The sequence below is a fragment of the Agathobaculum sp. NTUH-O15-33 genome (genome assembly GCF_033193315.1).
Lineage (GTDB): Bacteria > Bacillota > Clostridia > Oscillospirales > Butyricicoccaceae > Agathobaculum > Agathobaculum faecihominis_A.
Window position 1 is genome coordinate 3,830,496 of sequence record NZ_CP136187.1, and the last position, 18,964, is coordinate 3,849,459.

Below are 18,964 nucleotides of genomic sequence, written 5' to 3' on the forward strand. Positions count from 1 at the left end.
AATAAAAGAAAAGAAGGGGTATAAAGAGCATGCATTCCAATCGAATTATTCAGGTGGAGGACCGGGTGCCCGCGAAGCTGCTGATTCCGCTGTCCATCCAGCACATGTTCGCTATGTTCGGCGCGTCGGTTTTGGTACCATTCATTTTCCACATCAACCCGGCGATCGTGCTGTTTATGAACGGCGTGGGCACGCTTTTGTTCATTTTCATCACCAAGGGCAAAGCGCCCGCGTACCTCGGTTCTTCCTTCGCCTTCCTCGCGCCCGGCCTGCTGGTCATTGATAAATGGGGGTATTCCTACGCGCTCGGCGGGTTCGTTGTGGTGGGCGCGGTCGGCTGTCTGCTCGCTTTCATTATTTACAAATGCGGCACCAAGTGGATCGACGTGGTGCTGCCGCCCGCGGCCATGGGCCCGGTCGTCGCGCTGATCGGTTTAGAGCTTGCGGGGAACGCGGCGGAGACCGGCAAGGTCGTCGGCCCCGAAATGACCACGGCGACCGTCATCACCTTCTGCGTGACGCTGGGCGTGGCGGTTTTGGGCAGCGTGCTGTTTCGTAAGTTCCTGTCCGTCATCCCGATCCTGATCGCCATTATCTGCGGTTATGGGGCCGCCCTTCTTACGAAGGTGGTAACGGTGGGCCAGATCATGGACGCGTTTCGCCAGCCGCTGTTCCAGCTGCCGAATTTTCAAACGCCGAAGTTTAATCTGGAAGCCATCCTGATCATTCTGCCCGTCATTCTGGTTATCGCCAACGAACATATCGGCCACCAGCTCGTGACCAGCAAGATCGTGGGCCGCGACCTTTTGAAGGACCCCGGCTTGCACCGCTCGCTGTTTGCGGACAACTTTTCCACCATGGTCTCCGGCCTGATCGGCTCGGTGCCGACCACGACCTACGGCGAAAACATCGGCGTGATGGCGATCACCAAGGTGTATTCGGTGCGCGTCATCGGCGGCGCGGCGATTCTGTCGCTCGTTTGCTCGTTCATCGGCCCGTTCGCGGCGCTCATTCAAACCATCCCCGGCCCGGTGATCGGGGGCATCTCGTTCCTGCTGTACGGCATGATCGGCACCTCCGGCCTGCGCATTTTAGTGGACAACCATGTGGATTATGGCCGCAACCGCAACATGATCCTGACCTCGGTCATCTTTGTCACCGGCTTGTCGGGCGTAACCCTACAGCTCGGCAATGTATCCCTTTCCGGTATGACGCTGGCCGCCATCGTCGGCATGCTGCTCAGCCTGCTGCTCTACGCGTTCGATAAGCTCAAGATCTCCAACGATCTCGCGGAAACGTAAGAGTAAAAAAACTGTTGCAAAATAGAAGAGTATCCAAATGTCATTCTGAACGAAGTGAAGAATCTCGCGCGAACGCGCGTTCGCGCGAGATTCTTCGTCGCTTCGCTCCTCAGAATGACAAAATTGGTAGCATTCTTCGCTTTGCAACAGTTTTCTATTTATTTGTGGAAACTTATTTTACAGCCCCTTTTATTTGCTGCATTAACAAGTAATATGCGCCCGCCATGCCGGCGTCGTTTCCAAGTTCCGCGAAGGAAAGGGTGGTATGCGCTAAAATGTAGGGGTTGGCGTACCGCTGCAAATACTCCATCAGCCGGGGCCGTAAGAACGCGGCCTGCGCCATGACGCCGCCGCCCAGCACGACCATGCCGGGATCGAGCACGCACAGGCAGTTTGCAATGCCCTGCGCCAGCACGGCGCACATGGTATCGATCGCTTGGTTACAGGCCGCGTCGCCCTGCCGCGCGCGCTGAAAGATCTGCCTGCCGTCCAGCGATTGTCCGGTCGCCTGCGCCACCTGCCGTATCAGCGCGGAGGTAGCCGCCTGATCCTGAAACGGCTTGCCGTTCACCAGCATATAGCCGATTTCGCCCGCAGAATACGCATGGCCGTGCCAGATCTCGCCGTTCAGCACGGCGGCGCCGCCAATGCCGGTGCCGACCGTCAGGCACAGCATACTGCCGCGCCCCCGGCCCGCGCCGTAGGCGTACTCGCCCAGCGCGGCGGCGTTCACATCGTTTTCGACCGCGCAGGGCAGATGGACCGCCCGCTCGACCGCCGCCTTCACATTGCAGCCGGTGTAGCCGGGAATGTTCTCATTGGCGTACACGATCTTGCCAGACGCGGGATCGACCATGCCCGCGGTCGATACCGCGACGCCGCGCAGCTCCTGTCGGCCGCTTAACGCGGCGGTCAGCTCGACGATTTTGCGCTCGATGCCCGGGCCGCGCAAACGCGCCGCTTCGGTGGGTATTTCCCAGCGCTCCGCGAAGCGGATTTCATTGCCCGGGTCATACGCCAGCCCGTATTTGATCGATGTACCGCCGATATCGAAGCATAGGACCATCTCACTCACCCGCGAGCAGCTTTAAAAACGCTTCCGGCGAAGGCGCTGCGCACAGCTTTTTCCAGCCGGCCGTCGTCCATCAGCACGTCGGCCAGCTCGCCCAATAGGTCGAGGTGGCTGTCGTTATCGGTCGCGGCCAGCGTGATAATCAGGCGCACCGGGTCGTTATCGCCCGCGCCGAACGCAACGCCGGGTTCCAGCGTGGTGAACTGCAACGCCAAGCGGTTAACGCCGCATTCCGGCCTTGCGTGCGCGAGCGCGAGCCCCTTGGACAGCACATAGTACGGCCCGTTTTTATGCACCGATTCCACCATCGCGTCGATGTAGCTCTGTTCGATCGCGCCGTTCTCCAGAAGAGGGGCCGCGGCTTTGCGGATCGCGTTCTCCCAGCCCTCGGCCCGGACGCCGATCCGTATGTCCTTTTCCGTGATATTTTCCAGCATTTCCGGTTCCTCCAAGCCTTAAAACTCAGCCATCAGCGCGTTAAAATCCACTTGCGCGAGAGAATCGCACACACGAAGATCGCCTTCAAATTTGCAGTGCTTTGTCACATCGTTCGGCACGACCAACACGCGCATGCCCGCGTTCTGTCCCGCCTTTAACCCATTGAGCGAATCCTCCACGACCAGACATTCGACCGGCGAAAGCGCCAGCTTGGACGCGGCGGTCAGGAACAGGTCGGGGAAGGGCTTGATCCGGGTCACGTCCTCCGCCGTGACGAACAAATCAAAATCCTCCAGCAGACCGAGACGGCGCAGGTGCGTTTCCGGCTTTTTGCGCCCGGAGGAGGTCGCGAGCGCGACCTTAACCCCGTTGTCCCGCGCCGCGTGGATAAAGTCGGCCACGCCGTCCTTGGCGGGCAATGCGCCGCTTTCCTCGATGAAGCGCTGCTGGGTATCGCGGACAAAGGCATCGCGGTCCACATGGATGCCCTGCCTGTCGAGCTTTTGGAAAAGCTCCTCCGCGTTGGAGCCGACGCAGGTCAGGAATTCCTCTACCGACATATCGTAGTTTTTATGCTTTTTAAACCATTCGACGTAAATATGGTACCATACGACCTCGGTATCCACGATCAGGCCGTCGAAATCCATTATAATCGCTTTCAGCATACGTACATCCTATTCTCTACAGGTAAGGGGGAAGGCCGGCCATCGTGCGCGGCCTTCCCCTTGCGTTTTTTTATTTGCCCTTTGCAGCCTTGACCTTTGCGATCAGCTCGTCGTATTCCGGCGCGTTCAGGAAATCGGTCACCGCGATGCAGTACGCATCGGGCTGCGCGCCCTTGACGCGGTCGAGCAGCAATTCCTGCGTGACGACGACCTGACAATCCGTCGGCAGGTTTTCCACCGCGATATGGAACACCTCCACATCGCCGAGACCGGCGGCCTTGAACTTCTTCTGCAAAACGGTGGCGCCCATGGCGGAAGAGCCGATGCCGGCGTCGCACGCATAGGCGACGCGGGTGACGGAAGCAAAATCAAACGCAGCGCCGTCGCCTTCAAACACGGCGGAGATGCGGCTCTTCTTGCCCTTGAGCTCGTTCATGGTCTTAGCGGCTTCCTTGAGGGAGGAATCGTCGCCGCCGCCCGCGCGCTTGACCAGCGGGATCGAAAGCAGAAACGTGACCGCGCAGGCCGCCGCGACGGCCAGACAGATCTTGAAATGATCGCCGGGGGAGGACATGATCATGATCGAGATGATGGAGCCCGGGGACGCCACGCCGACCAGACCGACGCCGAGCAGGTTGAACAGGAAGGTGCCGACCGCGCCGCCGAGGATCAGCGGCAGGATCAGGATCGGGTTCATCAAAACAAACGGGAAATAGATCTCATGGATGCCGCCGAACAAGTGGATGATCGAAGCGCCCCAAGCGGACGATTTCGAGGTGCCCTTGCCGAACAGCATATAGGCGAGCAGCACGCCCATGCCGGGGCCGGGGTTGGATTCGAGCAGGAACAGCACGGATTTGCCCAGCTCGCCGAGCTGCGTCGTGCCCATGGGGGTGAGGATGCCCTGACCGATGGCGTTGTTCAGGAACAGCACCTTGGCGGGCTCGATCAGGATAGCGGTGAGCGGCAGCAGGCCGTTCTTGACCAGAAAATCAACGCCGCCCGCGAACACGGTGGTGAGCGAGGAAATCGCGGGGCCCAGTACGACGCAGCCGAACACGCCGAGAATCGCGCCCAAAATGCCGATCGAATAGTTGTTGACGAGCAATTCAAAGCCCATCGGCACCTTGCCGTCGATCAGCTGATCGAATTTTTTGAGCAGCCACGCGGAAAGCGGGCCAAGGATCATGGCGCCGATAAACATCGTCACGCTGGAACCGATGATGACGCCGATTGTCGCGACCGTGCCGATCACGCCGCCGCGATAGTCGTACACCATCTTGCCGCCCGCAAACGCGATCAAGATGGGGAGCAGGTAGTTGAGCATGGGCGTGATAAAGCTGCGCATCATGTCGTTGTTGATGGCGATGCCCACCGCGGTGAGCAGGCCCCAAGCGATGAACGCACCCAAGTTAGGGATTACCATACTGCTGAGCTTACTGCCGAACTTTTGTATTTGTACTCGTACTGACATCTCTTTTACCCTCCTTCAAAACAGCCCTTCTCTATCTTTTGTGCGGGGCCGCGCCCCGCGGGATCACAGGGATACTTCGACGCCCTCGGCGATCGACCGCTCGATCGCATCCACCACGCGCAGCGAGCCGAGCGCGTCCTCCGGCGTGATGATGGACTTGGTGCCGTTCACGATGTTGCCGATAAAGGCCATGATCTCCTCGGACAGGTCGCCGGACGGCGCGCCGTTGACGTTGTACCAGTGGCGGGAATCCGGGTAGCAAACGCGCTGGCCGGTGACGAACCGCACGCCGTTATCGCACGCGTCCACATAGACCGTGCCCTTGGTGCCGACCAGCTCGACCTTGTCGTCGATGATCGTGGGCGAATTTTCCGGCAGCACCCAGCAGGCTTCCATGCACGCGATCGCGCCGTTTTCATAGGTCACAAGGGCGTAGATCACATCGTCCATGCCGTGCTCCTTGAGCATGACGCTGCGCGCCTTGGCATACACCTTGACCGGCTTGCAGCCCATGAACCAGTTGATGTAATCGATATCGTGGATCATCACGTGCATCGACAGGTCGGACGCGCCGATATAACGGCGGGGCCCGACAATCGGGCTGTTGCGGCGGCAGTATAAATGGATGATATCGCCCAGCTCGCCCGCGTCCAGCGACTGCTTGATGAGGTTGAAGCGCGGATCGAAGCGAAGCAGGAAGCCGACGGTGAAAACCTTGTCATAATCCTTGGTGATCTCGTACATGGCCTCGCCGTCCGCGAGCTCCTTGGCAAGAGGCTTTTCCAGCAGGATGTGCTTGCGGTTTTTCACCGCGATCTCAACCGCCTCGCGGTGCATGTTGTCCGGCAAAACGATCGATACGGCCTCGATCGAGGGATCTTCCAGCAGGTCCTTGTATTCCTTGTAGGTTTTGCAGCCGTATTGCTTTTCCGCCTCGGCGCGCCGCTCGTCGCTATACTCACACACCGCGGCAAGCTTTACGCCCGGCAGCTTGTTGTAAATGCCCGCATGTACCTGACCCATCTGGCCAAAACCGATTACGCCGACCTGAATCTCGTTACTCATGATGAAATCTCCTTTTTATGTGTGATCGTATTTTAAAAGCGCTGCGAAAACGCTTTGTCCGACAGGGAACCATGCTATTTTCCACTTTTCTGTTGCAATCCGGCGCGCCGTATACTATCATGATGTGTAGGGACTGATGAACAGGAGGGTGAACATGGCTGATCTCAGTTTTCAAAACCGGTTGCAGGTCTATGGAAACCGGCTATCCAAGAGCGAACAGCGGATCGCCGCATACATTACCGCCCATCCTGCAGAAGCGGCCGGTATCTCTAGTATGGAACTGGCGCAAGCGACCGGCACCTCGAATTCGACGCTTACCCGGTTTTGCCAGAAGCTTGCTTACCGCAATTATATTGAATTTCAAACGCTTTTATCCGCCGAAGGCGCGCCCATGCAGGCGCCCGAGGAGACCATGCAGCGCATGTGCCACTATTACCAGCGCACGCTGGAAGCCGCGTCCGAACTGGTGACCGCCGCCGACCTCGACCTATTCACCGCGCAAATCCACAGCGCGAAAAAAATCCTGATCTTCGGTCTGGGCAGCTCGGGCCTGACGGCCAACGAATTCAACATGCGGCTGGTGCAAATGGGCTTTACCTCGACCGCGATGACCGACAGCTTCCTGATGATGGTGCAGACCAGCCTGTTCTCGAACCGCGACCTGATCATCGCGGTATCCAACTCCGGCGAAACGCGCGAGGTCGTCAGCGCCTGCGAGATCGCCAAATCGGTGGGCGCGCATGTTTGCGCGCTGACGCAGGCTCGCCGCGCCCCGCTCGCCCGCATCGCGGATACGATCCTGCTGGCCGGCGATATCCGCCAGACCGGGGATGAAAACTTTATCGATTCGCAGCTCCCGCTGCTGTTTTTGATCAACGCCATCACGTACCGGCTGCTTGAGGACCCCAAGTGCCGTGAAAACCGAAAAAAAGCGCTGCAAGCATTATTCAACCGGTAATGCTTGCTTTTTTTCGCTCAGGCCATCGCTTCCACGAACGATCTTGTGATCAGCTGCGGCCGCGTGATCGCTCCGCCCACAACGACGGCGTGCACGCCCAGCTCTAAGCACCGCTTGGCCTTGGCCGGGGTATCGACGTGCCCCTCGGCAATGACCGGCACCCGTACCGCTTGCAAAATCGCTTGCAGGCGGGCAAACTCATTGTCCGCGATATTATGGCCTTCCGATTGCGCGGTATAGCCCATCAGGGTGGTGGAAACGCAGTCGAAACCAAGCGCCTCCGCCTGTACCGCCTCTTCCAGCGTCGCGATATCCGCCATCAGCAGCTTGCCCGGCGCGGTGCGGCGCGCTTCGCTCACAAAGTCCGCCAGACTCTGCCCCGCGTGACGCGGTCGGGCCGTCGCGTCCAGCGCGATCATGGCGCAGGGCGTGGCGGCAAGCTCTTCTATTTCGCACAGGGTGGGCGTAATGTAAATCGGCGTATCCGCATAGTCGCGCTTGACGATGCCGATGATGGGAAGCGCCGTGTTGCGGGCGATCTCCTCGATATCGGCCGCGGTATTCGCCCGGATGCCGACGGCGCCGCCCTCTTCCGCCGCGCGCGCCATGCGTCCCATGATAAACGAGGAGTGCAGCGGCTCCTCCGGCAGCGCCTGACAGGATACGATCAGCCCGCCTTTGACCCGATCCAGCATGTTATGCCTCCTTAATATTTCTGGTACTGTTTTCATCTTTATTATATTTTATGAAAATACTTTCGTCAAGATGGAAACAAGCTGTTCCCTGTACAAATCATCCAGTCGTTTTTGGACATTTTGCACGCGAATTCAGCTAATTGCCTAATTTATGACCCGGAAACCAATACAGGTAGCCCAAAAACCCGTATAAACGCAAAAAACACCCGCTTTCCATATTTGGAAAGCGGGTGTTTGATTATATCACTTAGGCGTTGTCAACAGAAGCCATGTGCTCAATGAGCATCAGCAGCTTGTTGGAATAGCCCCATTCGTTGTCGTACCAGGAAACGACCTTGACGAACGTGTCGGTCAGCGCGATGCCGGCCTTGGCGTCGAAAATGGAGGTGCGCTCGTCGCCCAGAAAGTCGGAGGAAACAACGTCCTCGTCGGTGTAGCCCAGAATGCCCTTCATCTCGCCCTCGGAAGCCTTCTTCATAGCGGCGCAGATCTCGTCGTAGGAAGCGGGCTTGGCCAGATTGCAGGTCAGGTCAACAACGGAAACGTCCAGCGTCGGAACGCGCATGGACATGCCGGTCAGCTTGCCGTTCAGCTTGGGGTAAACCTTGCCGACAGCCTTCGCAGCGCCGGTGGAGGAAGGAATGATGTTGCCGGTAGCCGCACGGCCGCCGCGCCAGTCCTTCTTGGAGGGGCCGTCAACGACCTTCTGGGTGCCGGTAGCGGAGTGAACGGTGGTCATCAGGCCTTCGGTGATGCCGAACGCTTCGTCCAGAACCTTGGCGATCGGAGCGAGGCAGTTGGTGGTGCAGGAAGCGTTGGAAACAAAGGTCATATCCTTGGTGTAGGTATCCTGATTGACGCCCATAACGAACATCGGCGTGTCATCCTTGGACGGAGCGGACATAATAACCTTCTTAGCGCCGCCGTCGATATGCGCCTGCGCCTTTTCCTTGGTCAGGAAAACGCCGGTGGATTCAACAACGTAGTCTGCTTGGGCCTCGCCCCACGGAATATTCTTGGGATCCATCTCGGCGAAGAACAGAACCTTCTTGCCGTCTACGGTGATGGAATTGTCGTCATAAGCGATGGTGCCGTCGTACCGGCCATGCATGGTGTCGTACTTGAGCATGTACGCCATGTAGTCCGGAGTCATGAAGGGGTCGTTAACCGCGACGAACTCGATGTTCGGGTTCTTCAGACCCGCGCGGAAAACCATACGGCCGATACGGCCAAAGCCATTGATACCTACTTTGATAGCCATTTGCAGTGATCCTCCTAAAAAAATACTGATTCTCTGTCGATGTTCTTATTATACACTATCGCCACACTATGCCGCAAGGTGTAATATTTGTGAAAATTTTATCATATCTATGCCGGTTTTTGTTTATTTTTCTTTGCAATACTGTGGTTCGTAGTGGTATAATAAGAGTACGCCACAAAATATAGTATTGCTGCATGGGAACGCCGTTATACACACGAAATTGGCGCTCTCTTATTTTTGGAGGATAAAGATGGCCGAAACTTTCTTTGCCCAGCTCGACAGTGATACGTTGCGCGCGCTGCTCGGACGGACCGCCCTTTCGGATGCGGCTCTCGTCATGGTCGGGCCGACGATGCACATTGAATTTTGCAATCAGGCTGCCGCCCGGCTCACCGGCCTGCACCCGCTTGAACGGGTCGATCAGCTGCTGAGTGAAACCGCCGCCGCCGCGTTGCGGGACTGCATCGAACGAAAAGCTGCGCGAACGGTTTTGGAAGAGCTTGACGGCGCGGAATACCGCTTGGAACTATTGCCGCACCGCGAGGGCGCGCTTCTGGCATTTTTAAAGGACGACCGCGTCCAGTACGATGGAAGCCTGCGTGTGCTGCACATGCAAACCGCGCAGTTCCTTCTTTCCATCCTGCCCGATATCGAGCAGGTGGGCGACCCCGCGCTTGCCCAGCATATGCGGCGGCAGTGCATGCGTATGCTGCGCACCTACAACCACTCCGACACGCTGCACGAACCCTTTTCCACCGAGCAGCTCAACCTGCACTGGGAGGATCTCTCCGTTTTATGCGGCGAGGCGGTGCGCAACACGCAGGAACACACGAACCGCCGCATCGTGCTCAACGCGCCCGCACAGTGCCGCCTGATCGCCGAACCCGACCTGATCCGCCGCGCGGTGTACAACCTGCTGACCAACGCGGTGCAGGCTTCGCCGGCGGACGGCCTGATCGAAGTGACCGTGCACGACGATCCGGCGCGCCCCTCCGTTACCGTGGCCGACCGCGGCCCCGGGCTGGACGCGGCCCTGTTCGACACTTTGCTGAGCGGCTGGCAGCGCCCCTTTTCCTATGAAGAATATCTTGCCCTCGGCCGGGATAACGTAAAGCTCGGCCTTGGCCTGCCGTATGTGCAGCACGTCGCGCGGCTGCACGGCGGTAGCCTGCTGCTTTCGCCGCGCGACGGCGGCGGCAGCGAGCTGCATTTGGTGCTTTCGCATTTGTCGCCGTCGCTTGCCGATACCGAATTGCACGCCCCGCCGATCGTTCCCAGCTTTCCGCCCGAAGTGCTTGAGCTTTCGGTTTTATAAGAACGAAAAAAGCAAGGATTTACGCGCCTGAGCGCGTGAATCCTTGCTTTTTCTATCGGTATTTATGCATTTTACGGCTGTGTCAGCTCGATCTGTTCGTCAAAAAAGGTAATGGATCGGATCGCTTTGTCGTTTATCACATTTTCAAAGGTCTTGATTGTCAGCAGTTCGCCGGATAAGTAATCCGCGTTGGTCAGGCCGTTAAAAATCTTGGTGGTCTCCGTTGTCCCATCCGCATAGTGGATGGTGATGGGGAAATCATCCAGATATTCATTGGGCGCGACCTCCTGCCAGCGGTGGTTTTCCGCGTAGATCTGCCGCAGCGCCGGGCTATCAACCCGCAGCGTGATCGCAATGGGGGATACCGTGACCGAGCGGACCGTCGCCGCCTCGCCCAGCATGGTCATTGCGCGGTTCACCTCGTATTGGGTAGAGCAATCGGTAAAGTCCAGCGGGAACGAAACCTGCCACTCGCCCGCCAGCACGGTTTCAAATTCGCCCGGAAAGGCATCGGCCCCTTGCAGGTCGGAAAGGGTCAGTCGCGCCTTTTGCCCCGCCAAAGAACGGTCTGTCATGATCTCCATGATTAGGCTGATCTGATTGTCCGCGCCGTTCTCGTCCTCCAGTTTGATAAAGCCCGTGCTGCGCATGCCCCGCATGTCCTCGCCCATATCCAGATCAAAGTCCGCGTACCGGTAGCGCGCTTTATCCAAAACCGTGCCCTCGGGCGCGGTCAGCTCCATGAGGATATACACAAGGTTGCTGTCGCCGACGACCTGCTTTATGGTAACGGCCCCGCTTGCGTTTTGGGCCGTTTGGTCTACGAGATAGGCCCCGCTCTCCAGTTGCTGCTTTTGCTCGTCGCTCGATGGATGGAGAAAGCGGACAAACGCGGCGTCCAGCCCCAACTGTACCGCGGCGAACGCGGTTGTCGTAATCAGGCAGCAGGCGATGGCCGCCGCGAGAACCGCCGTGCGCCAGCGTTTGCGCGGCGGCTTGCGCGGTTCTCCACAGGCTGTGTACTGTTCCATGATGCCGCGCAGCATGCGCTGTTTTTGTTCCTCTGTCGGGTCAAGCTTTTTCAACATTCTTTCCATCTGTCAGCCCTCCTAGATCCAGCTTTAATTGGTTGCGGCCCCGTTGCAGCCGGGAACGTACCGTGCTTTCCGTGCTGCCCACCATGGCCGCGATCTCCTTGACGGAATATTGCTCCCAGTAAAAAAGATATAACGCGACGCGGTATTTCCCGGGAAGTACGAAAAGCCGTTCCAGCATCTCGCCTTCCGCCCCGCCGCCGTCCGGCGCGGCGGGTTCGGGCAGCGTTTCCAGATCGACGCGCTGCCGCCGCCACCAAGATTTCAGCATATCGCGGCAGCAGTTTTTTGCCGTTGTAATCAGCCACGCCCGTTCATGCGCGCGGTCCGCAAAGCTTGTGCCCGAACGCAGCAGTTTTAAAAACACCGCCTGTACGGCGTCCTCCGCATCGGCACGGTTTTTGAGATACACATAGCATAGCCGGTATACCGCGTCGACGTTGCGGCCATATATTTCGGTAAAAAGCTGCGCCTCGCCGGGCGGTGCATGGTTTTCCATCTGTCCCACCTCCTTACCTATCAAACGATCGGAGGGCGCAAAAAGTCCCCGCGTGCCCATAAAAATAAGAGGGACGGCTTTTCCTTTGGCAAGGAAGCCGTCCCTCTGTGTATTGGATTTTACCAGCGGCCCGAAACCATCAGCCCCAAAATGGAGCAGTATTCGCGGCAGCGCAAAACGAGGCGCTGGGCCAGATAGGGCGTTTCGGCGGGGATGGCGTAAGGCTCCAGCCCCGCGTGCACCATCAGGCGGCGGGCGCGGGCGCAGTGAAAATCACTGGACACGACCATGGTCGTGTAAGAATCGCCCAGCTCGTCCAGCATGGCCTTGGCGTTTGCAATGTTTTGAATGGTGTTGCGCGAGGCTTCCTCGATCAGCAAGCGATCCTCCGCAACGCCGCTAGCCAGCAGATAGGTCTGCATGGCGCGGGCCTCGGGCAGGGGCTCGTTATCGCCCTGACCGCCGCAGAGCACGGCCTTGGCGGCCGGATACTGCTCTAAATAGTCTTTTGCCCGGTCGAGTCTCGCGACCAACGCGGCCGAGGGACGACCATCCTCATAAACGCGCGCGCCGAGGACGAACAGGTAATCGGCTTCTATCTCGTCGTTCTCCTGCATGCCCTGCTGAATCACGAACTGAATGCCCGCAAAGGAAAGGACAAACAGGGAAAACAACACGGCCCCGGCGATTGCGATCATACGGTACCCCTTATTTTTCCCACGGCGGTGCATAAAGTACGCCTCGCCCGCGCTGCCCACGGCAAGCGCGCCGAAAAACACCGCGCCAAAGCGGGTGGGCGCCCACGGAATGCAAGCGACCGCACAGACGGCGAAGGCGAGCGAAAGCCACGCCCAGCCGTTTACAAAAATCTTTTTCATTGCAGCTCCTCCAGCTCGGTCGACACCGCTTCCCACTCTTCCATTTTCGCGGTGAGCTGCTCGTCGCACTGCTCTTTCTCCGTCATCAGTTCCAAAAGGCGCTGAGAATCGGACGAAGCCTCCACCATCTGTTGTTCCAGCTCGGCGGATTGCCGCTCGAGCTGCGCGATCTCGCGCTCGATGGAGGAAAGCAGCTTTTGCAAATTCTTGGTGCCGCCCGTTTTGCGGGGCTTTGCGGGCGGCGGGGGCACGTCGTCCAGCGTCGGTGCCGACGGCCGTTTGGCCCGCTGCGCCGGTTCGGCCTGCGGCGGCGGGGCGGCGCCCTTGTCGCGGTAATTCAAAAACGCTTCGTAGCTGCCCAGAAAATCGGTAAAGGCGCCGTTTTCCAGATACAACACGCGGGTGGCGAACCGTTCGACGAAATACCGGTCGTGCGAAACGAAGAGCAGCGTGCCGTCGAACGCTTCGACCGCCTGCTCAATCCATTCGCGGGAAGCAAGATCGAGGTGGTTGGTCGGTTCGTCCAGAATGAGCAGGTTGAGCGGATCATACATCAACTCGCACAGGCGCAGGCGGCTTTTTTCGCCGCCGGAGAGCATATCCACCGTTTTATACTGATCCTCGCCGGAGAAATGGAACGCGCCGAGGCGCGACCGCGCGGTCTGCATGGTGACGTTCTTATCGTAGATCAGCGTATCGATCAGGTTGCGGTGCGGGTTTAAAAAGTGCACCTGCTGCGGCAAATAGGCGGGCCGCAGGCCAATGCCCTTGCGCACCGTGCCCGTATCCGCCGTTTCTTCGCCCAGAAGGACGCGCAGCAGGGTCGTTTTGCCCGCGCCGTTCGGCCCCAAAATGGCGACGCGCTCGCGGTTGCGGATGTTGAACGACAGCTCTTTAAAAATCGTGCGTCCCTCGTAGCTTTTGGACAGGTCGCGGATTTTGAGCACTTCCTCGGTCTCGTAATTGGGATCGCCGAAGGAAACGCTCATCTGTTTATCCGTTTTGGGTCGGTCGGTCACCTTCATGCGGGCAATGCGCTTTTCAATGGACGCGGCGCGCTTGGCAAGGTGCTCGGTGCCATGCTCGTGCATTTTGCGGGCCACATCCTCCAGGCGGCGCTTTTCGGCGGCCTCGTTTTCATGGTGGCGGAGCTGTTCCTCGCGGCGGCGCTCGCGCTCGACCGCGTAGAACGAATAGTTGCCCGCGTAAAATTCACAGGTGCAGTCGTGCAGCTCGATGATGCGGTCGCAGCACTGGTCAAGAAAATAGCGGTCGTGCGAAATGGTGAGCACGGTGCCGCGGTAGCTTTCCAGATATTCGCCCAGCCAGTTCACCGCGTCCATGTCGAGGTGGTTGGTCGGTTCGTCGAGCAGCAGGATATCGGTCTTTTCCAAAATGATGCGGGCCAGATTGATGCGCGTCTTTTCGCCGCCCGAAAGCAGGCGGAAGGGCTGGCGGCGCTGCTCGGCGGGAATCTCCAAACCGTTGCAGACGCGGTCTACCTCGTAATCGCGGTTATAGCCGCCGAGCGCGTCCAGCCGGGTCTCTAGCGCGGCGTAGCGCTTGAGCAGCGAAGCGTCCTCCGGCTTGCGGAGCATTTCGTCGGTCGTTTCGTCCATGGCCGCGAGGATCTCATCCGATTCGCGGAACGCCAGACGGAGCACATCCTCCACCAGAGCATTTTCCGGGAAATCCGGCATCTGGTCGATAATGCCCGCCGATTTTCCCGCGCCAAGCGAGACCGAGCCGCCGTCGTACGGTAGGCGGCCGGTCAGAATATTCAGCAGGGTGGTTTTGCCCGTACCGTTCGCGCCGAGGATCGCGACCTTTTCACCGGGCTGGATGTCAAACGTAAGCTCCTTCAGGATCAGGCGGTCGCCGTAGTATTTGGTTAAATTCTGTACGGAAATGTCGGCCATGGGCCGGCCTCCTTTCTTGGGGAATAGAAAATCGCCGCCGGAGCGGCGATTGTTGGTTGCATGACGTTCTTCGCGCCGCAGCGCGCTGTAAAATGTCAAATTGGAGCGAAGCTTCAATTTGACAAAAAACCGGGGGCATGTATCCAATGTCATTTAGTTAAGGGAAACGCATAGGAAAAAACAAGAGAATCACCGAGCTAGTAGGCCAAGAGAAGCTGGTCTGGACCACGCCCTCGGCGCGCCGTCCCGAAGGGACGTAACACTATCTGAGAAACCATGTCCCTTCGCTCGGCTGTACCAGCCTGTTTGATGCTCTCACTAATCCCGGTGCTTCGCTCTCGGCGCGCCGAGGGCGTCGCGCCCTACATTTCCTGTGTTTGCGATACCTTCTTGTCTTGCCTGACGAAGTGCGGCCCAGACTGGCCTCTCTTGGCCTGCGGCCAATTCACCTTCTGCCCAAAGATGTGTTAAAACCGCATCAATGGAATCTGGTGCGGGGTGGCTTCGCCCTCGGGCAGGAGCATGGCGGTCATATCGGGCCGCCCGGTCTCAATGAAATTAACGCCGTCCTTAATCAGCCGCGACAGCGTATCCATATGATCCGTGGGCAAACTCATGGTAAACAAGCCCGCGCGCTTGCAGGCGGAAAGGAGCGGCGCGGTCAGGTCGCTCGGCGCGGCGCGAAGGCCGAAAAGCCCCGTCGTCTGCGCGGCGCGCACCAGCGCGTCGATATTATCGGGCAGCGCGGGCAGCTCGCCCATGATATGCAGCTCCGGGTTGGCGACCGCAAGGCGCGCGGCTTCCACCAGCCCAAGGCCGACGAAGATGGTTTCATCTAAGTACTCCGCGTGGCGCAGCGTCATGCGAAGCTGCGGCAGCAATGTTTGGTTGCGCACCGTGATGGCGATCTTGGCCTGACAGGTCTTGGCCAATTCGATCGCCTGCCCGGCGGGCACCAACTGGGAGGACGCCGTGTGGAGCTCGGCGTAGCTGTAATCGCTGATGGCCATCTGCGTGCCGTCCGCCGCGACGCAGTAGCCGTCGCTCGATAAAACGGCAATGCCGTCCGCCGACATATCGACGGTCAGGCAGCAGCCCTTCGCACCCTCTTCGTTTCCGGCGAGGATGGATTCCAGCCCGTCCCGCTCCGTGCCCATGCAGCCCACCGCGGAAAGCACGAATATATCTTTATTGGTATAATACAATACCGTTCCCCTCTTTCTCCGTTTACAGGGTTTCGGGAGGATCGAACGTAGCGCCCCAAGTTTCCACCGTCACGGTCTTCATGCGCTGATCCTCGCGCGGACGGTCGTTCCAGTCGCGCGCGGTGGACACGATCGCGTCGGCCACTTCCATGCCTTCGATCACCATGCCGAAGGAGGCGTACTGGCCATCCAGATGCGGCGCGTCCGAGGTCATGATAAAGAACTGGCTGCCGGCGGAATCGGGCACCATGGTGCGCGCCATAGATAAAACGCCGCGGCTGTGCTTGAGATCGTTCTGGAAACCGTTGCCGGTGAATTCGCCGCGGATCTCGTAGCCCGGGCCGCCCGCGCCGGTGCCTTCGGGGTCGCCGCCTTGGATCATAAAGCCGGGAATGACGCGGTGGAAGATCACGCCGTCATAAAAGCCCTTTTGGGCCAGAGAAATAAAGTTGCGCACCGTGTTGGGCGCGACTTCGGGATAAAGTTCGGCGCGAATAATGCCGCCGTTTTCCATTTCGATCGTAACGATAGGATTGTTCATGTTCATTTCACTCCGTATTCTGCCGCAATGCTGCGTCGTTTTACACGCATATATATTTATTATATTGTAACAAAGATTCGGGCAAACGGCAATACATGTTTCCATATTGAAACTGCGGTCAGTTACGCGCCGCACCGAAGTTATACACATATCAAGAGAATATTACCCCCGCGCATGGGGATAACTCTGTGCATAAAGTGGATAACTACTTGTATTCTCCCCACCATGCCCACGGAATATGGGGCGCGGCTGTTTACAAATTGTAATATTTGATTTTTTACCATGCACATGCCGCATAAATTCCGTTTTTTTGCGGCACACTTTTGTTAAACGAGCGTTTTATGGGAAAGGGAGAGCGAACGCATGGCGGAAGAATTAGAGAATATAGAAGCACCGGAACAAAATAGTATTGCACAGACCGGCTCCATCACCGCGCACACCTCGCGCGGCACGGTGCACTGCATCACGATTATCGGACAGATCGAGGGACACATGGAGCTGCCCTCGCAGAACAAAACGACCAAATACGAGCACCTGATCCCGCAGATCACGGCGGTGGAGCAGGCGGAAGAGATCGACGGCCTGCTGATTTTGCTGAACACGGTGGGCGGCGACGTGGAGGCCGGGCTGGCGATTGCGGAGCTGATCGCGGGCATGGAAAAGCCCACGGTTTCGCTGGTGCTGGGCGGCGGTCACTCAATCGGCGTGCCGCTCGCGGTGGCGGCGAAAAAAAGCCTGATCGCCTCTTCGGCGGCCATGACCATTCACCCGGTGCGCATGAACGGCACCATTATCGCGGTGCCGCAGGCCTTTGAGTACTTGGCCAAAATTCAGGAGCGGATCGTGGACTTTATCACCTCGCACTCGCACATTTCGGCGAGCGTATTGCAGGACCTGATGCGCGAGACCGGCCAACTGACGAGCGATATCGGTACGGTGATATCGGGCGAACAGGCGGTGCAATTCGGCCTGATCGACGAGGTAGGCACGCTGAAAGACGCGTTGCAAGCGCTTTATGATCAGATAGAGGAAAGAAAAAAAGAGAAGGAAGCCGAAGCCCCTTCTCAGTCATAACGTGCAAAAGGGCGGGGAAACCTTACGGTATCCCCGCCCTTTACCTATACCGAGCAATCATATCTCGATCACTCTGATTTCACGTCCCAAACTGGCCAGCGAAACCTCGCGACGCAGCCGCGCTTCGACGGTTTCTTGCTTCTCCATCGGTATATTCCGGTGCCCCGTTACGCAGCAGGTTTTAAACTCCATGTGTTTGTCGCGGAGCAAGCGCAGCGTAACCCCGGCGTTTGCTTGGAAGCGGCCATTCCCTATCCCAACCGGCTGCATGCAAAAGACGGAAAATTTCAAAACGTATTGCCCCTTTATTTTATAAATCTAACAGCGCGTCCGGCAGATCTATATAGAGCCGGTCAAAAAGCTGATGTAACCCTTGCAAAAAGTCTTGCTTGACCGGATATGCTTGGTCAAAGGCGATGAACTGCGCCACCTCTTGCTCATAACCGGCGATAACGTCCAAATAGCAGCACGAAAGCCTGCGTTTAAGCAAAGCGATTCGATACCGCCGGTTTGTATCCGGGTGTTTGGTAAGCGCGGCGGCGCGGGCAAGTCCCTCCAGCGCGCCACGGCGCCGCGCAGCCATATAATCAGACTGCAAAAATGTGCCCAGCTCGCTGTTTATTTGCGCCATAAGCTGTTCCGGGCTGCTTTGCAGCCCCATATATTCATGCAGCGCGGCGCTCGCGCCCTGATAAAAGAAAAACTGCTGAATATCAGCCAAATAATGAGAGTACTCATAGTGATGGTTTTCAACCTCGATGTAGTCGATCCCCTCATCACAGGTTTCCATCATATCATCCCAAGCGTCGTTCAACTCTTGCAAAAGCTTTACGTATGCAGGAAAGTGCTCGTTCACATATTTGCACACATGATCGAAGGGGTCATAAAGATCATCTTGCTTGTACACAGATATTTCGGTGACTAGGCGGGGGAAAAGGAACTGATTATATTTCATGTTTTAGACCTCCGTTAATGATTTTAAATCCCCATACCGTGCTAACGAATGATTATATACTCATTATCGTTCTAAAGAACGTTTTTTAATGTAAAAAAATAAGATAACATAGAAATAGAGATTTTTAACAAGGTGGTGTTATACGTTGGCAAAAAAATTAGTGCCTGATAATCTTGCGCAGAATATTGGAAAACGTATACGCCAGTGTCGAGATGCAGCCGGATTAACACAGGATCAGTTAGCTGAAATACTTGGCAAAGATGCGAAATACATTTCAGTCATTGAAAATGGAAAAAAGAAGGTTCAAATTGACACCTTCGTAAGTATTTGCAATGCTCTTCAAGTTGATTATACCTATATTATCACAGGGAATCCTACCAATTTTAAAAGCAAAGAGATACAAGATAAGCTTTTACAGCTGACCGAACGACAATTTAATGCTTCTATGGAGATAATTGATACTTTTCTCAGCAAGGATTGATTCTCTTTCATTATATAAAATGTTTTTTATCGTGTAAACTGTTATTTGAAATAATTCTACATTTTCCACCATGC

At 57.2% G+C, this 18,964-nt stretch carries 20 protein-coding genes; 5 read left to right on the forward strand and 15 right to left on the reverse strand.

Features of this window, described 5'->3' with window-relative positions:
- The first annotated feature begins 29 nt into the window (after positions 1 to 29).
- Positions 30 to 1,301, forward strand: coding sequence for a uracil permease (gene uraA, locus RWV98_RS18540; protein ID WP_317862727.1), 1,272 nt, complete (start codon positions 30 to 32; stop codon positions 1,299 to 1,301).
- 172 nt (positions 1,302 to 1,473) lie between these two features.
- Here the strand turns inward: uraA and RWV98_RS18545 are convergent, their stop codons facing one another.
- From RWV98_RS18545 to RWV98_RS18565, 5 genes are all read right to left on the reverse strand, one after another.
- Positions 1,474 to 2,367, reverse strand: coding sequence for an ROK family protein (locus RWV98_RS18545; RefSeq protein WP_317865795.1), 894 nt, complete (start codon positions 2,365 to 2,367; stop codon positions 1,474 to 1,476).
- A gap of 5 nt (positions 2,368 to 2,372) precedes the next feature.
- Entirely contained in the window at positions 2,373 to 2,810 is a 438-nt protein-coding gene (locus RWV98_RS18550) for a PTS sugar transporter subunit IIA (RefSeq protein WP_317862729.1), read from the reverse strand.
- A gap of 18 nt (positions 2,811 to 2,828) precedes the next feature.
- On the reverse strand, positions 2,829 to 3,476 hold the full coding sequence (locus RWV98_RS18555) for an HAD family hydrolase (RefSeq protein ID WP_317862730.1): 648 nt from the start codon (positions 3,474 to 3,476) through the stop codon (positions 2,829 to 2,831).
- A 70-nt stretch (positions 3,477 to 3,546) separates the two neighbouring features.
- A complete protein-coding gene (locus RWV98_RS18560; protein ID WP_280963674.1) occupies positions 3,547 to 4,950 on the reverse strand; it encodes a PTS mannitol transporter subunit IICB in 1,404 nt (467 codons plus the stop codon).
- A gap of 63 nt (positions 4,951 to 5,013) precedes the next feature.
- Complete coding sequence (locus RWV98_RS18565) at positions 5,014 to 6,015, reverse strand: Gfo/Idh/MocA family protein (protein ID WP_280963675.1); 1,002 nt, start codon at positions 6,013 to 6,015, stop codon at positions 5,014 to 5,016.
- A gap of 154 nt (positions 6,016 to 6,169) precedes the next feature.
- Between RWV98_RS18565 and RWV98_RS18570 the strand changes: the two genes are divergently transcribed.
- Positions 6,170 to 6,973: a MurR/RpiR family transcriptional regulator gene (locus RWV98_RS18570; RefSeq protein ID WP_280963676.1), complete on the forward strand. Its 804-nt coding sequence runs from the start codon at positions 6,170 to 6,172 to the stop codon at positions 6,971 to 6,973.
- 17 nt (positions 6,974 to 6,990) lie between these two features.
- Here RWV98_RS18570 and RWV98_RS18575 read toward each other — a convergent pair whose 3' ends face one another.
- Positions 6,991 to 7,668 carry an N-acetylmannosamine-6-phosphate 2-epimerase gene (locus RWV98_RS18575; RefSeq protein WP_317862733.1) on the reverse strand — a complete coding sequence of 226 codons (678 nt, stop codon included), beginning with the start codon at positions 7,666 to 7,668 and terminating at the stop codon, positions 6,991 to 6,993.
- Positions 7,669 to 7,915: 247 nt separating this feature from the next.
- Entirely contained in the window at positions 7,916 to 8,929 is a 1,014-nt protein-coding gene (gene gap / locus RWV98_RS18580) for a type I glyceraldehyde-3-phosphate dehydrogenase (protein ID WP_280963678.1), read from the reverse strand.
- Between the two features lie 250 nt (positions 8,930 to 9,179).
- Here gap and RWV98_RS18585 point away from each other — a divergent pair, with 250 nt between their 5' ends.
- Complete coding sequence (locus tag RWV98_RS18585) at positions 9,180 to 10,244, forward strand: sensor histidine kinase (protein ID WP_280963679.1); 1,065 nt, start codon at positions 9,180 to 9,182, stop codon at positions 10,242 to 10,244.
- A gap of 71 nt (positions 10,245 to 10,315) precedes the next feature.
- Here RWV98_RS18585 and RWV98_RS18590 read toward each other — a convergent pair whose 3' ends face one another.
- The 6 genes from RWV98_RS18590 to RWV98_RS18615 all read right to left on the reverse strand — a co-directional run bounded on the left by RWV98_RS18590 (position 10,316) and on the right by RWV98_RS18615 (position 16,380).
- The gene (locus RWV98_RS18590; RefSeq protein ID WP_317862735.1) at positions 10,316 to 11,341 is read right to left on the reverse strand and encodes a DUF4179 domain-containing protein; all 1,026 of its coding nucleotides are present in this window, start codon (positions 11,339 to 11,341) and stop codon (positions 10,316 to 10,318) included.
- Entirely contained in the window at positions 11,316 to 11,837 is a 522-nt protein-coding gene (locus RWV98_RS18595; RefSeq protein ID WP_317862737.1) for an RNA polymerase sigma factor, read from the reverse strand. The genes RWV98_RS18590 and RWV98_RS18595 overlap by 26 nt, the downstream gene beginning before the upstream one ends.
- Before the next feature lie 119 nt (positions 11,838 to 11,956).
- On the reverse strand, positions 11,957 to 12,715 hold the full coding sequence (locus RWV98_RS18600; protein ID WP_280963682.1) for a YdcF family protein: 759 nt from the start codon (positions 12,713 to 12,715) through the stop codon (positions 11,957 to 11,959).
- A complete protein-coding gene (locus RWV98_RS18605) occupies positions 12,712 to 14,634 on the reverse strand; it encodes an ABC-F family ATP-binding cassette domain-containing protein (RefSeq protein WP_280963683.1) in 1,923 nt (640 codons plus the stop codon). The genes RWV98_RS18600 and RWV98_RS18605 overlap by 4 nt, the downstream gene beginning before the upstream one ends.
- 467 nt (positions 14,635 to 15,101) lie before the next feature.
- Positions 15,102 to 15,839, reverse strand: coding sequence for a hypothetical protein (locus tag RWV98_RS18610; protein ID WP_280961708.1), 738 nt, complete (start codon positions 15,837 to 15,839; stop codon positions 15,102 to 15,104).
- Between the two features lie 22 nt (positions 15,840 to 15,861).
- Complete coding sequence (locus RWV98_RS18615) at positions 15,862 to 16,380, reverse strand: peptidylprolyl isomerase (protein ID WP_280961709.1); 519 nt, start codon at positions 16,378 to 16,380, stop codon at positions 15,862 to 15,864.
- Positions 16,381 to 16,743: 363 nt separating this feature from the next.
- Between RWV98_RS18615 and RWV98_RS18620 the strand changes: the two genes are divergently transcribed.
- Positions 16,744 to 17,454, forward strand: a complete 711-nt coding sequence (locus RWV98_RS18620) for a ClpP family protease (protein WP_280961710.1) — start codon at positions 16,744 to 16,746, stop codon at positions 17,452 to 17,454.
- A gap of 57 nt (positions 17,455 to 17,511) precedes the next feature.
- Here RWV98_RS18620 and RWV98_RS18625 read toward each other — a convergent pair whose 3' ends face one another.
- Both RWV98_RS18625 and RWV98_RS18630 read right to left on the reverse strand, forming a co-directional pair.
- Positions 17,512 to 17,745, reverse strand: a complete 234-nt coding sequence (locus RWV98_RS18625) for a hypothetical protein (protein ID WP_317862741.1) — start codon at positions 17,743 to 17,745, stop codon at positions 17,512 to 17,514.
- 19 nt (positions 17,746 to 17,764) lie between these two features.
- The gene (locus RWV98_RS18630; RefSeq protein WP_317862743.1) at positions 17,765 to 18,409 is read right to left on the reverse strand and encodes a hypothetical protein; all 645 of its coding nucleotides are present in this window, start codon (positions 18,407 to 18,409) and stop codon (positions 17,765 to 17,767) included.
- A 145-nt stretch (positions 18,410 to 18,554) separates the two neighbouring features.
- On the opposite strand from RWV98_RS18630, the gene RWV98_RS18635 reads away from it, so the two are divergent.
- Positions 18,555 to 18,890, forward strand: a complete 336-nt coding sequence (locus RWV98_RS18635; RefSeq protein WP_280961713.1) for a helix-turn-helix domain-containing protein — start codon at positions 18,555 to 18,557, stop codon at positions 18,888 to 18,890.
- The last annotated feature ends 74 nt before the right edge of the window (positions 18,891 to 18,964 follow it).